At 63.9% G+C, this 15,066-nt stretch carries 6 protein-coding genes and 1 tRNA gene; all 7 read left to right on the top strand.

The window, feature by feature from the left end:
- On the top strand, positions 1-1,596 hold a 1,596-nt coding region (locus G5C50_RS18370; protein WP_165071678.1), incomplete at its 5' end, for a type IV pilus modification PilV family protein.
- Between the two features lie 71 nt (positions 1,597-1,667).
- Positions 1,668-3,932: a prepilin-type N-terminal cleavage/methylation domain-containing protein gene (locus tag G5C50_RS18365; RefSeq protein WP_240907183.1), complete on the top strand. Its 2,265-nt coding sequence runs from the start codon at positions 1,668-1,670 to the stop codon at positions 3,930-3,932.
- A 102-nt stretch (positions 3,933-4,034) separates the two neighbouring features.
- The gene (locus tag G5C50_RS18360; protein WP_165071677.1) at positions 4,035-10,460 is read left to right on the top strand and encodes a hypothetical protein; all 6,426 of its coding nucleotides are present in this window, start codon (positions 4,035-4,037) and stop codon (positions 10,458-10,460) included.
- Positions 10,461-10,594: 134 nt separating this feature from the next.
- Complete coding sequence (locus G5C50_RS18355) at positions 10,595-11,893, top strand: DUF1559 family PulG-like putative transporter (RefSeq protein WP_165071676.1); 1,299 nt, start codon at positions 10,595-10,597, stop codon at positions 11,891-11,893.
- A 190-nt stretch (positions 11,894-12,083) separates the two neighbouring features.
- Positions 12,084-12,157: transfer RNA gene (locus G5C50_RS18350), tRNA-Ile, on the top strand.
- A gap of 178 nt (positions 12,158-12,335) precedes the next feature.
- Entirely contained in the window at positions 12,336-13,961 is a 1,626-nt protein-coding gene (locus G5C50_RS18345) for an alpha/beta hydrolase-fold protein (protein WP_165071675.1), read from the top strand.
- A 710-nt stretch (positions 13,962-14,671) separates the two neighbouring features.
- Positions 14,672-15,046 carry an HU family DNA-binding protein gene (locus G5C50_RS18335; protein ID WP_165071673.1) on the top strand — a complete coding sequence of 125 codons (375 nt, stop codon included), beginning with the start codon at positions 14,672-14,674 and terminating at the stop codon, positions 15,044-15,046.
- Positions 15,047-15,066: the final 20 nt, after the last annotated feature.

Genomic DNA, 15,066 nt, shown 5'->3' with positions numbered 1-15,066 from the left:
GACGCCATGATCCGCGCCGACGAGTCCGCCCGCCGCGGTCGGCGGGGCATCACGCTGACGGAGTGCCTGATCGGGATCATGATCATGGGGGTCGGCCTGGTGTCGATCGCCACGCTCTTCCCGATCGGCCTGCTGCGCCTGCGCGAGGCCCAACGCCAGTCGCGCTCAGCTCTGCTGTTCGAGTCGGCGGCGTCCGACATGGCCGCCCGTAATCTGGTCGCCTCCGACACGTTTCAATACGCCGATCTGCTCAACAAATACAATGGGCTCCCCTGGTGGTATCCTTGCCAGCTGAACGCGATCACGCCCACGGGGAGTTTCAACCCCCTGATCCAGGATGCATCGGGATACGGCCAAGACCTCTACGACAACAACCTGAATCTTATAGGCCTCGACGCATCGAATATCGCCTTCAACACGCGAGGCGCCTCCGGGTTGCCTTTCGCCTACGATCCTCTCTGGCGGTACAAGGTCGTGGCTCCCGGCAACCCAGTGAGCCTTCCCGGTCTGTACCTCCACGACACGGTCGGCGGCGCGGAAGTGCCCGAGGCTCGCTTCGGCTCTGGGCTGGGCTTCGTCCGGCCCGACCCCAGCGACGACAACATCCCCAGCGCCCATGGGCTTCAGCGGCTCTCCAACTTCAACGGCCGCATCTACAACCACTACACGGATTCGCAAGGCACGATTCGACCAATGTACGTCATGCCGTCGACGACGAGCGTGCCGGCCATCTTCGTCTCGCCCGAGGACATCGTCTGGAACGACCCGACGAATCCCAGCTGGAGCGCCGCCGACAAGTCGTATCAGCCGAACCGAAGTCCGGTCCTTCCCGACCATACGGTGGGGCAGACCCAGCTCGACATCTCGAATCTGCTGAACAGCGGCATTCTCCCGACCGACCAAACTCCCGTCCAGGATTGGCGATATTCCTGGATGTTCACCGGAAAGCTCTCCAGCGCTTCCAACGGGTCGACGTTCGAGGGCGACCTCGTGATCTGCGAGAACCGTCCGTTCGACCTCCAGCCGCGAACCGCCCCGATCACCGGAACGACGATCCTGACGCCCGCCGACGAGACGGTCGTTGAAGGCGTGTTCGGGTACAGCCGGTCGGTGGCGACCGCTCCCGGGTTCTCGATCGGCTACGGCGCCGCGGCGGACCGGACGGTCTTGCTTCGCTGGTCGGCGGGGATGGAAGACCCGATCGTCAAGATCGGCAGCTGGATTTGCGACGTCACCTATGAACGCGTGCAGGTGAAGGTCTGGAATCCCTCGGCCAGCACGGGACGCTTCCTGTCCACGGGGGCGGATGCGGCGGGCAATCCGATCCCGATCGGCATTCCCAACGTCCTCAACGGGGGCAAGTGGGACAACCTGCCGGCTCAGCGGGCCTTCTGGTACCAGGTCGTGAAGGTTGGGCCGCCGATCACTGATCCGCAGCTCGGCGCGAATTACCGGAGCATGGTCGTTCAGGTCGGCTCGCGGCTCAGGTCGCGGACGCCGCTCGACTCGACGTCGGGGCTGCCGACCACCGTCAACGCGGTGCTGATCGCGCCGCACGTCGTCAACGTGATCCCTCAGACGATCGTCATCCACTGATCCGAACCGATTTCCGCTCCGTCCCTCGGCCCTGGGCCGACGGGGCGGGGGGGCAGTGCAGGGGCCTCGCCGTGAAGACCCGACGCCGCAAGAATGCGAATCCTGTCCGCCGCCTGCGACGCGGCGTGACGCTCGTCGAGATGCTGGTCACGCTGGCCGTGCTCCTGCTGATGATGGCCCTGGTCGTCCAGATCTTCCAGGCCGCCACCAGCTCGATGAACGCCGCGCAGGTCTATCAGCGGCTCGACGACGACCTGCGACGGCTCGACTCGACGATCCGCAGCGACCTCTCCGGCGCCACGGCGAAGTTCACCCCGCCGATCGACCCCGCCGACGATCAGGGCTACTTCGAGTACACCGAGAACGAGTTCGCCGACAACGACGGCGAGGACTGCGACGACACCATCCGGCTCACCGTCAAGGCGCCCGACGACCGCCCCTTCATCGGCCGCATGTGGGCCAAGCCGCCGAAGATCCTGCTGAACACCGGCGCGGTGTACCAGATGAGCTACGCCGATCTGGCGAGCAATTCCACGGCCCTGGCGAACTACCTCAAATCGCAGCCGATCACTGTCACCAGTCAGCACGCCGAGGTCATTTACTTCCTCCGCAACGGCAACCTCTACCGCCGGGTGCTGCTGATCGCTCCGGAACTTCAGACGCGGATCGTCAACTCGTACTCGCTCGCGGGCGGCGCCCAGAACCTGGGAACCTTTCCAGGGCTGAGCCCCGGCAACGGCGTGGAGGGCCCTCTCGACCCGTCGAAGGGGGGCATCCAGGTGGCCTTCACACCGACGGCTCTGGGCGGCTACCAGACGAGTTGGCAGGGAGTCAACGACCTTTCCGCTCATCCGTCCCCGCGCGGGACGCCGCGCGCCAACCAGTTCAACTCGGTGATCCTCAACAAGCTCGGAGACCTCTCGGACCGCCACAATCGGTTCTCCATGCCCCGGTATTCGGACGATTTCGCCGGTCCCGACGGCATTGCCGACGACCTGAACTCCGACAGCGTCCCCGATTGGCACCCGACGCTCTCCACGCGGCTGCTTGAGGAATTCAACTACGGCCTCAACAACACGAAAGGGTTGTACAACCCGATCCCGGACTCTGGAAACCTTCTGCGGAACGCCTGCGTGAGTTTCGCCGATCGATTCGCGTTTCCTTATGTTTTCCGCGGGTCGTACTCGCGGGCGCAGAACACCAACTGGAACACCTGGCGCGGTTGGATCCACGCCCCCGCGCCCGTCGCCAGCGATGGGTCGAACATCTACAGCTACGACCAGACCCAGTATCTGAAATACCTTAACCACAACCCCCTGGACCTGGGCGACAACCTCCCCGCGCCGACGAACGCCAATGAGACGGGGTCGAACAACCTGCAGACGTACTGGGGATGGCCGACCTGGCGCGAAACCCTGGCGCCCGAGTGGAACGACCCGACGTTCCAGGTCAACCAGACGTCGGCGCCCTACTTCCCCAATGCCCTGCTGCCCCACACCTACGCCGAGATCACGGCCGGGCACGTGGATCTGACTGGGACAAGCGGCCAGCAACTCCTGCCGCCGCTGCTCCCGGCCTGGCGCGGGTCTCAATTCGATCCGTTCACCGATGGTGCCGGATCGACGACGGGCTTCTTCAGCGGCAATCCGAATTCGGGCCTCTGGGCCTCGGCGAGCTGGGAAGACGACCTGATTTTGACCAACGTCCGCAGCTTCGACGTCAAGGCCTTCGAGCCGGCCCTGGCTGACTACGCCGACCTGGGCTGGGGCGACGACCAGCGGATCACCGCCGCCGCCACCAGTACGATTCCCGGCACCGCGAACCTGGCGTCCGTGAATCTGGGGACCGGCCAGTTCGCTCCCTATATGTGGGGCACGTTCGACGCCATCACGGGGGGGGTGTCAGAGAACGCCTACGCCTTCATCCACGGTCGGCCGTGGCATGTGCTCAACCAGACCTTCGCCCACGAGGGCCGGATGCCTCCGCTCCAGAACGATTGTCGCTATGACGCTCAGTTCGGAAAAGTCGTGGCTGGGTTTTACGGCTCGAATCCCCTCTACACCGGCAACCTCGGCGACGACGCCAACAAGACGATCCGCATGCGGCGGACCTGGGATAGTTGGTCGACGACTTACAGCAAGGCGATCGCGACGGGCGTCGTGCCGGGGGTCGGCTTCCCCTACGGACCGCCGTTCACCGCACCGATCTACCCGTCGTATCCGCCTCCTTACCCGGCCCCGCTCCGAGGGATCCAGATCCAGGTGCGCGTGACCGACCCGACGAACCAGCGGATCAAGGTTCTGACCATCCGGCAGGACTTCACGGACAAACTTTGAGAACCACGAAGGAATACGGAACCCGGGGCCGGCCGCCGACGTCGAAATCGAGCGCGGCCTGAAACGGCGACCAGGCGAGAAGAGGCGGCAAGGGGGACGACGATGACGACCAGAGCATATCAAAGTCAGCGCGGCGGGCGGCGTGGGGTGATTCTCATCCTCGTGCTCGGCGTCCTCGGGCTGATGGCGGTGATCGGCGTGACCTTCGCCACGTTCACCGGCCAGGCGCGGATCGCGGGCCGAAGCTTCATCCAGTCCAAGCTTCAGCCCCAGGGCGACGAGATGATGGACTTCGCCCTGGCGCAGCTCATCTGCGACACCAACGACGTCCGTTCCGCCATCCGCGGCCACAGCCTGGCCCGCGACATGTACGGCAACGACGCCAACCGCAACGGCTACCTGACCAGCCGCAGCGACGGCGCACAGATGGACCCCGCCAGCGATTCGAACTTCTACATCACGCTGGCAAACTTCAATACGCCTCTAAGCGCGAGCACTAACCTCCCGTGCTATGACCTGACGACCAACATCCCCGCCAACGATCCTCTTTTCTACGGCTACGACTTCACCCGCTGGACGATTCGGATCGCCTATGTCGGCTCCCCGATCAGCCCCCCGACCACATTCGTCAATCAGTCGTTCGAGGTCTTCGTCGACTCAGGATACCAGCCATCGGGGACCGGCTTCCGCACTTTGACCGTCGTCCTGCCGAACTCCGAGAACATCACGGTGCCCAACCCAACACTGGGTTTTCAGACGACGACTCCCGCCACGTATCTCCTGACCTACCTGGGGACGAACCTGTCCGCCAACCTCCGGTTCACCCTCGACAGTCGCTGGATGCACGCCTTCAACGGTCCGGGGATGACGGGGAATGACACCTCCATCGTGGATTACGACCCTTACGGCAGTCCGATCACCAACCCCGACCGGGCGAACAAGGCCAGGCTCGGCAACTTTCGGTACAACACCTACCTGCCAGGCGCCATCGGCATGGACGAGGATTACGATGCCGTCGACCTGGAGAACTGGTTCCTGGCCATGCAGAGCGCCGACGGCCAGGTGATCATCCCATCATTTCACCGGCCGGCCGCCGTCCGCTACGACCCGGTCGGCGTGAGCACGCAGAGCGTCAACTTCACGAACGACTGGAGCAATTCGGTTGATCTGAACAGCAGACCGACCGCGCTTCGGGAGAAGCTCTCGCGAATCCTCCGCCCCCGAGCGGCCGACGGTCACGATTCCAAGACCTTCCCCGACCTGATCCCCAGCGACGTGGACGGCAAGATCACCTACGACGTCGACAACGACGGCGACGGGATCATGGACTCGGTCTGGGTGGACCTCGGCTACCCCGCCCGCCGCAACGCGCAAGGGAAGCTTTACAAGCCGCTTTTCGCCTTCATGGTGATCGGCCTCAACGGCCGGATCCCCTTGAACACCGCCGGCAACCTGGCCGGCCGCGGCGATAGCACTGAAGAGGCCCAGTCGACCCACGCCTCGCACCTGGGCAACTCGGTCAGCGAGATCGACCCGACCTACGGCTTGCAGAACGCGTTCGCCGCAGGTTACGGGCAGTTCGACGACGCCGTGGACGTGGCGACGGGCACCGCGGCGAATATCGATGTCCGGCTCACCCAGTTGCGCAATATCCTGGCCGGAACCCGTCCCCAGGTCGACCCTTACAACCCGGATCAGACGGGGACCGTCAACGGCGATTACAACGGCGTGCTCATGGGCTTCGACGCTCTCGGCCACTCTCGAACGTACCATATGCCGAACAGCGTCATGGACGCCAGGGACATTGACACCAGCGGCTCCGCCGCGACGACCTCGAGCACGGTGGTGAGGTTCACCAATTCCGTCGTCGGCCGCTGGGGCGAGCCCGATTCGGTTCCCGGCGGGACCTACGCGCCGATTGGGGCCAACTACCAGAACGAGGTCCGTCCCGGCTACTCGATCAGCGTTCAGGACATCCTCCTGAATCCGGGCTATCCTACGCCCGCGGACGCGGCGGACGACAACTACAATTCGTTCGACATCTTTCCCGTGGTCTTCAACGCGACGAACCCGAACCGAGTGGGCGAAGTCCATGACGCCGACTATTACGACGCTGTCGGCGGCCTGCTGCTTCCCGTGGAGCGGATGCGTCGCTTTCTGGCGCCGATCGACGTCAACGGCACCGGCTTGGTGACGAGGTTCAACTCTCGGAGCGGCGGCGGCGGGGCCCGCAACAACAACCTGGGCGGCGACTACTGGGGCCGCGTCGAATACCGCGGCTACTTCCGCCCTCCCGGCCTCCCCGGCCAGGTCGACCCATCCACCGGCGTCATCTCGTATCCGTGGTCTCCTGGCGATCCGTTCCCTCGATCGCGCGCCTCAGAGGCGACGGTCACAAGCAAGACCGCGACCGACAACAACATCCTCCACAGCTACGACTCGTTCCTTTTCCCCAACACCCGAGGAACGCCCCAGCGCTCGGGTGGCATGCTGGCCTACGCCGACCTGACGAACGGGCAGGTTGATCCGAACACAGGAAAACTCGCGTTCGGGGTGCCGAAGACGATTCCCTCCTACAACGGGTCGATCAACTCGGGCATTCAGGAAAACTTCACGATCGACGATGATGATACGGGCAACAGTGTATCCCCCACCATCAACAGCCGCTCGGACGGCCTCAACGAAGCCGACGAGCTGGATCTCTACAACCCCAACACGAACTACGACGCACCGTTCACCCACGCCGACCTGGAGTGGCTCTACCGCTCGCACGACGTCGACGGCTCGTCGTTGGTCAGCCGGCTGTCGCAACTCGCTCCGATCAGCTTCACCAACGACCAGGACGGCCTCCGTCGGCGTCGGCTGTACTCGATCGACACCTGGGAATCCAATGCCTTCTCCTGGGTCACCGACAACCCCCAGGGCGCTTTTGCTCAGAACCACCGCTTCGGCCAAAACGCCAACGCCTCCATGGGGGTTCTCGGCAACAAATTCTACACGCCTGCGCTGGCGCAGCGGGGCCGGAAGATCAACCTGAACCTGCCGCTGCCGGTCTCCAACGATCCCAATGAACCGATTCGCAATAAGTGGATCTCTGACGCCTACCAACTCATGAAGACGGTGCTGCCGCCCCGGGCCGTGGACACGCCCGAGGAGCTGTACCAGCTCGGACAATATCTGGTCAATCTCATCGATTTCCGCGACCCCGATTGCACGATGACGCACTGGACCAATCCAGACGTTTACTACATCCCCGTAGCCCCGTCCGGGACGGGTCATCCGTCGTTGGCGCTGGTAGGGGCGAACCATGTCGAGCACTACGGCATGGAGTACAACCCGATCGCGATCAATGAGACGCTGGCCTACACCTATCAGCGCAAGGTGGGGACAAACGGAGGCGCCGTCCCTACCGACACGGGCCGCTTCTTCATTGAACTCATCAATACGAACACAGTCCCTGATGGACTCGACGCGGCATATAGCAACAACGGATCTGCTGTCAGCCTGAGCGGCTTCGACGCTGCCAACGCCGGAGTGGGGACGCCGTACGCCGGTTCCTGCTGGGACCTGGTCTTTACCTCGGACGATCTCAATAGCCGTCCCGATCCGTACACAGGCCAGCTTCAGCCTGGCGGGACCGTCTACGGTCTCACGCCGCTTGGGCAGAATACGGCTACCTCGAAGTACGAGAATGCTACGTCCACCAATGGGCCGATCGACATCCTCCTCAATCCTCTACCCCAATCCAAGCCCGGCGGTGGAGCACTGGCTGCGAAGAATTGGTTCGGTGCTCGCCCCACGGTTGCTGTGTTGACCTACGACTTCCCGGGCGGGGAGACGGCCGAGCAGAGTAGCGAACCGTTGGCGCCGACGGGACAAGGCACCCCGGCATTGGGCAACACCATCGCGTTGACCACGGTCCAAAACACAGACCCATTCCAGGCGAACAACAGTGGCACCCTCTACAGGCTAGATCCCACTTACAGCCCGTTCTGCAATACGCCTTCGGCGACTTTTCGGATTCAGGACCCGAACCTACCAAACGTTCCTGGTGGGATTCTGCCGAACGACCAGACCGGCAAAGTCACCACGGCTGCACCCACGGCCAGCATCCCGCGAACGGCCGGCTCGGGCAAGTATTATTGGGTCTGCCTGCGGCGCCCCGCGAACCCGCTGGCGCCGGTCAGTCAATCGAATCCCATGATCGTGGTGGACAGCATGCGATTCCCCGTCATCGATGTCGGGGGCACGGTCCAGACGACGAAAACTGACAACCCGGTCGGCAGCGGCCGGTTTGATATCGTCACGCCGGGGACCAACGATCTCTACTCATACCAGCGGCTCCAGCCCTACCGTGGCGGACAGGCCGTCCCCTTCGAGCCGCTGTCTACCAACGCCATTGACGTGCGCTATGGTTACACCGAACAAATCGCCACGCCTCTGGATCTTACCAACACCGTGTCGACCAACCAGCCGCGGGGCACAGTCCTCATCTACGGCGACAAATCGACGCAACAGGGGGGCGACAAGTCACCGCAGGTCTCCAAGGGGATGATCTCCCACTCGCTGGGATACCCCAACCATCAGACCGTCGCGGATCCGGTTGGGAGCAACCCGCTTGAATTCTGGGACTTCTTCCCCTTCCACGATCGCGACTTCAGCAGCCCGTTCGAGGTGACCCTGGTGCCTGGAACTCCACCAGGACTGTTCACGAAGCAGTTCGCGGAATTCGCCCCCAGCGCCGGCAACCAATCGGCGTTCACCACTGCCGCGGGCGGCGTCCTGACCACGACCGCGGCCACGATAACGACCAAACCGAATCTTGCGGCCAATACAGCGGCCGACGCGGACGCCGCGGCGCCTTTCTTGTTCCGCGGACAGACAGGAGGGGCTTCGGAGCCCCATACATTCCCTTACCTGATCGATAAATTCTTCTACACGGCCGTCGGCGATACAGCAGGCATCTCCGACACCCCGAACAGTACGGTCGGCGGTTACGCGGCCGACGGCTGGTTCCGGCTGTTTGAGTTCTTCGAGGTCCCAAGTCAGTCAGCCGGGGCAATCGGCTCAGTCGCCCAGGGGACGAACTTCGACTGGGCACGCCAGGACGTTCGTCCGGGCATGATGAACTTGAACTTGCTTATCGACGAGGAGGCTTTCCTCGCCCTCCTGGGTCGTCAAGACATGAGCATCGCCACCGGAGCCAGTTCGCCCTCGTTCCAGCAGCAGGTCATGAACCCGTTCGTCATCCAAACTGCGGATGATCTGTACAACTACGGGGTGATGTCTACAAGCGCTCCGAACAACGATGACCGGTTCAGCGGCGGAGTTTGGGGCCTGACCCCGAACAGGACCATGAACACCCTCCTGACTGCCTACCCTCAGTCGGTCCCTCTCACGATAAATGGGGGTACTGGATACCCCGCGACCCCAATGATCGTGACGGCGGCCAATGCTGTCGGCGGGCCTGCGTACGCCCAACCCATGCCGAGCGTGGGAGTGATCGAGACGGACCCTGTGACAGGTGCGGTCAATCAGCGCATGAAGGCCGCCTTCGCGCAGTTCTTGTGGCTGCGACATGGCGGGTCTGGGTTCGTCTTCGGGTTTGGCGACGGGGCCGTGGGTCAGAATATGACCGTCGCGCCGGCGGCGGTGCCGGGCACCTTGCCGAATCCTAGCTACTTCCTTCAGTCCATCCCTCAGGAGCGGCCATTCCGGTCCTCGACTTATCCTGACGTCAATTACACGATGAATCGGCCGGCGCCGTTGCCTCCCTCGGTTTACACAGACCCGAACCTCTCCGCCACGGCAAGGGATCCTGGAGTGAGGAACAACACCCACTTCAAGGGTTACAATCGCGTCGACTGGTCGTCGAGCACGGGGGCCGGCGGCAGCGGCGCGACTAATGGGATCATCTATCCGCCGCCGGTCCCGGTTCGACGCCTGTTTCAACCTTGCGACGGCTTCACCACGAGCAATGCCGACATGAGGGGAGCCGCGTTCGTCAACGACATCACGCCTAACGCGTCAACGAGCAATCCTGTGCTCGGCGGCCTGCCGCAGATGTACGTTTACAACCCCGTGGCCATGACCGCCAATGTGACCACTCTCAACGACGATGGTCCGACGCTGGTCATCCCTCATACCTCTCATCCGTCTGGCTTCCCCGAGACCGATCTTGGACGGGGAGGAAGCCCGACCAATCCCAGCCTGACCCAGCACCCCTACTTCCGCGGCGAATTGATGCAGCGGGTGTTGAATCTCTCGACTCCGCGGACGCATCAGTTCGCGGTCTGGATCACGGTCGGGTTCTTTGAGGTGATCCGCGAGGGGGACATCACGATGGTCGGCAGCCAGTATCCGACCGCGGCTTTCGACATCATGGGACCGGAGATCGGCGCCGAAACCGCGCAGAACATCCGCTACCGCAGCTTCTTCATCGTGGATCGGCTCAAGCTTACGGGGTACGACCCGACCTCCATCGGTTCGTATCGCCCGGCCGTCGTGTACCGTCGCACCATCGAGTGACGATCCGGCGGGGGGCTTGGGCCCTCCCGCCGACGAGCGTCACAGCCACAGATTTCGGGCGTATTGTCTAAGGGGACGATACCTCGATACGATTCCAGTAGTCTCGCCCTTCCCGTCTACGAAAGGACCGTCTCATGAAGCCCCGTCGTCGTCGCCAAGGTTTCACGCTGATCGAGCTGCTGGTCGTGATCAGCATCATCGGCGTCCTGGTCGGCCTGCTCCTGCCGGCCATCCAGTCCGCCCGTGAGGCGGCCCGTCGCGCCCAGTGCCAGAACAACATGCGGAACATCGCCCTGGCCCTGAACAACTACCAGATCCGCAAGGGTGCCTATCCGGCCTCCGGTCTGTTCTTCGAGGACCCGTCCTCGATCACGAGCACGACGGGCGCTGGCGCCGGCTCGCAGGGGGACGTCACCAAGTCGGTCCTCTACCGGATCGCCGACAAGCCCACCTCCGCGGACGCCGGTCGCGCCGGTCGCAGCTGGGTCGTCGAGATCCTCCAGGACCTCGACCAGGCCGACCTGGCGAACAACTGGACGAACGAGTACACCTACACCGCGGTCAGCTCGCCGGGCGGCACGACGGCGACGGCGACCCCCAACAGCATCCTCGCCAACACGGCCCTGGCCATTCTGCGATGCCCTGACGACAACAACTTCACCCCCAACCAGGGCAACCTGAGCTACGCCCCCAACGGCGGTTTCGCCCGCGTCGGCGCCTACCCGATCGGTTGGAAGGGCTTCCAGAAGGACGACCCGACCGGCTCCAGCGGCGGCAGCACGGGCTCGATGCTGAAGTGGGATTCCACCGGCGACCGGGCCCTCGCTCAGAACTACATGCAGAAGCTGGGCGTCTTCTTCATCCAGTCGGTCTACAACAACCAGCTCGACGGCACCAACGTCCCGGGCGTCTGGAACGGCCGGAGCCCGTCGTGGGGCGGCATGAAGACGGCCACCGCCGCCATCACGGACGGCTCGGGCTCGACGATCATGCTGGGCGAGAACACCCTCGTCGGCTATGACGGCGTCGGCAGCATGTGGTCGGGCAGCCAGCCGACCAACTGGGCGGCCCCCTGGCCGACCTTCTCGATGTTCATCGCCTCGGACAACGTCTGCGGCACGGCCGGCGATTGCAGCACCACGCTCTCCGACGGCACGGTCGCGACGGACTCCACCGCCTGGACCAACGCCAACATCGTCGGCGGCTATGAAAACATCGGCTACGGCCAGTCGCTGACCCTCAAGGGGACCAGCCCCTTCATCAACAGCGGCCATCCCAACGGCTCCAACTACGCTTTCTGCGACGGCTCCGTCCGGTTCATCAACAACACCATCGACGGCACCGTCTACGCCAAGATCATCACCCCGGCCGGCAGCAAGCTGCCCGTGCCCTACAAGCAGCAGCCGGTCAGCCAGGATGCGTTCATCAACTGATCGAACGGGTCCTAGCTGGATGAAGGCCTGACGACGAGACGACGGGTCCCCCTCGACCCGCCCGAGAGCCCTGAGAGGCCTCGGGCGGGTCGTTTTCTTTTCCCGAAAATCTCCTTACAGCCCAGGAAACGGGAGTGGGTTGTTGACTCTCCGCCACGTTCGGATAGACTACTCCCTGTCCCGCCAACGCGGGCGCATAGCTCAGGTGGCTAGAGCGTACCCCTGATAAGGGTAAGGTCCCAGGTTCGAATCCTGGTGCGCCCATTCGAGTCCCGCCCCTTCTCCCCGCCTCTTCTCCAAATCGGCCTCTCTCGCAGGCCGGATCTGTCGCCCGACATACGGGCTGGTTAGAATCATCGAGCCTCGCGGCCGTCGACGTTCCCCTGGACGTCCGGCCTCGTGCGCTCTCAGACGCCTCAACCACGCGAGCGAGAGCCAGCCGATGTCGCGACGACTCAGCCGTCTTTGGATCGTCTTCACCGCCCTCTCGTTGGGCTTCGCAGGCCGTCCTGCCCTTCAGGCGGCCGACGTTCCGAAAGGCGAGGTCCAAAAACACACGCTCGCCCCGGGCGCGATCTTCCCGGGCGCCACGCACGACTACTGGGTCTACATCCCTCGCCAGTACGATCCCGCCAAACCCGCGTGTCTGTTCGTCTGTCAGGACGGGGTTCAGTACAACGCGCCGGCCGTCTTCGACGAGCTCATCGAGAAGAAGGAGATCCCGGTCCTGATCGGCGTTTTCGTGATGCACGGCCGCGTGAAGGCTCCGTCCGACGCCGCCCTGGACCGGTTCAACCGGAGCTTTGAATACGATGGCCTCGGCGACGCCTACGCCCGCTTTCTCATCCAGGAATTGCTCCCCGAGGTTCAGAAGCAGAAAGCCGCCGACGGCCGGCCCATCCGAATCTCCCGCGATCCGAACGATCGAGCCATCGCCGGTTCCAGCAGCGGGGCCGTCTGTGCGTTCACGGCGGCCTGGGAACGTCCCGACGCCTTCCGCCGGGTCTTCAGCGCCGTTGGGACCTACGTCGGCCTCCGAGGCGCCAACGACTACCCGACGCTGATTCGCAAGGTCGAGCCCAAGCCCCTTCGGATCTTTCTGGAGGACGGCAGCAACGACCTGAACAACTTCGGCGGCGACTGGTGGATGGCCAACCAGGAGATGGAACGCGCCCTCCGTTTCGCCGGCTACGAGGTCGAGCACAACTGGGGCGACGGCCTCCATAGCTCCAAACACGCCACGGAGATCTTCCCAGTCGCCATGCGCTGGCTCTGGAAAGATTGGCCGACCCCCATCGTCGCAGGGAAGGGGTCCGACAAACTCCAGGAGATCGTGACTCCAGAGCAGGGCTGGGAGGTGGCCGCCCAGGGCGTGCCCGCCGCGGCGCTCGCTGTGGACTCGATGGGAGTCGTCTACACGGCTGATGCGACCGGTTCCCGAATTCAGAAGCTCCTCGGCGACGGTCGGACCGAGCCGGTCTCCCAACCACCGCACGACGTTCTCGACGCCCTCCAGGGCCGTCTCACCCGCGGCGACGGCGTCCGCTTTCGGCCTTACCCCGGCCCGGGCGAGACCTCCACGAGCGGCCGCCAGCTGGAAATCCGCTCTGCCGACGGTCGCGGCGGCGTCTCCAACACCGGCCTTCCTCACGCCGGCGGGCTGGCGCTGTCCCCCGATCAGTCGCTTCTCTACGTGGCAGACGCCGCTAGCCGTTGGGTTTACAGCTACCAGATCCAGCCCGATCTATCCCTGGCGTACGGGCAGAAGTATTACCACCTCGTCCTGAGCGACGACGCCCGCGATCCGGGGACGGTCGGACTCGCCGTCGACCGCGACGGCCGCCTCTACGCGGCCACCAGCGTGGGAATTCAGGCCTGCGACCAGGCGGGGCGGGTGAGTGCAATCATCCCTACGCCCAGCGGTTACGCTTCATCCGTGGCGTTCGGCGGTGGGGATTTCGACACACTTTACGCCGGAGCGGGAAGCGTCGTGTATCGTCGCAAGGTGAAGGTGCATGGAGCCAACGCTTTCGACACCCCAAAGAAGCCGACTGCACCGCGACTGTAAGGCCGCGAGATTAGTTGGATTGATGAGTGTCGTCATTCTTGCCGCAAGGTGAGACAAGGAATCGACATGAGGATTCCGGGAAACATGTCGACACCTGCGGCACAAGTTCTCCTATTCTGCGTAGGTCTAGTGCCGCGCATGGCCTCGGCTTCCGAGGCGATGAGTGGGATGGGGCGGTGGGCCCTGGACCGAGAGCTTCCGCGGTGGGCGCAGGACGTCGCCGCAGCCAGTCCCGGCATTCCCTCGGGGGTCGGGCGAGGAAGGGGAAAATGCCGAACGATTCGCGATCCCAGAGTCCCAAGATCGTATTGAGGATCAGCGACGGCAGGAGGCTGGTGCGACAGGTCTTCACGGATTACGGGCAGGCCTCAAGGAGTGCCGAGGCTTACGCTCGAGCGGGTTTCATGGTCGACATGGTGTCGGCGACGGGGAGGTTTCTCATGGATTTCGAACCGTTTCACCATGCGATCGCCGTGTGAACGATTCCGCTCGATCGCCCTCGCCAAGCCGCCGGGAGAGCCCTCGGAGCGGGAAAGAGGCCGAAAACCCTGGATTTTCGGGGGGCGCCCCTGATTTTCTCTGGAGGTTTGCGGCATAATCGTCGAAAACGATCGGCAGGAGCCAGGACGACCGCTCTTCAGTGGGGAGGGAGGAACCGGCCGGCTCGCACGACGATCGTCGTCGACCTTTCTCGAATAGGGTGTTTCTCCATGGCCAAGAAAGCCGCCCCCAAGGCCGCGGAAGCCAAGCCGGCCGCCGCCGCCCCCGCTGCGAAGTCCTCCGCCAAGGCCGCCACGAAGACCGAGATCTACACGGCCATCGCCACCAAGACGAACCTGAGCAAGAAGGACGTCGCGGCGGTGTTCGAGGCCATGTCCGAACTGATCGGCAAGGAGATCGGCAAGAAGGGCCCCGGCCTCTTCGTGATCCCCGGCCTTCTGAAGATCAAGGTTCAGCACAAGCCGGCGACCAAGGCCCGCCCGGGCTTCAACCCGGCGACCAAGGAGCCGATCACGATCAAGGCCAAGCCGGCTCGCAAGGTCGTTCGCGTGCTTCCGCTGAAGGCCCTCAAGGACCTCATCTGAGGCCTGCGAGGCGCGCTCAG

The sequence above is a fragment of the Paludisphaera rhizosphaerae genome (genome assembly GCF_011065895.1).
Lineage (GTDB): Bacteria > Planctomycetota > Planctomycetia > Isosphaerales > Isosphaeraceae > Paludisphaera > Paludisphaera rhizosphaerae.
Note: the sequence above shows the minus strand (reverse complement) of the source record. Positions and strands in the feature narration are given on the sequence as shown.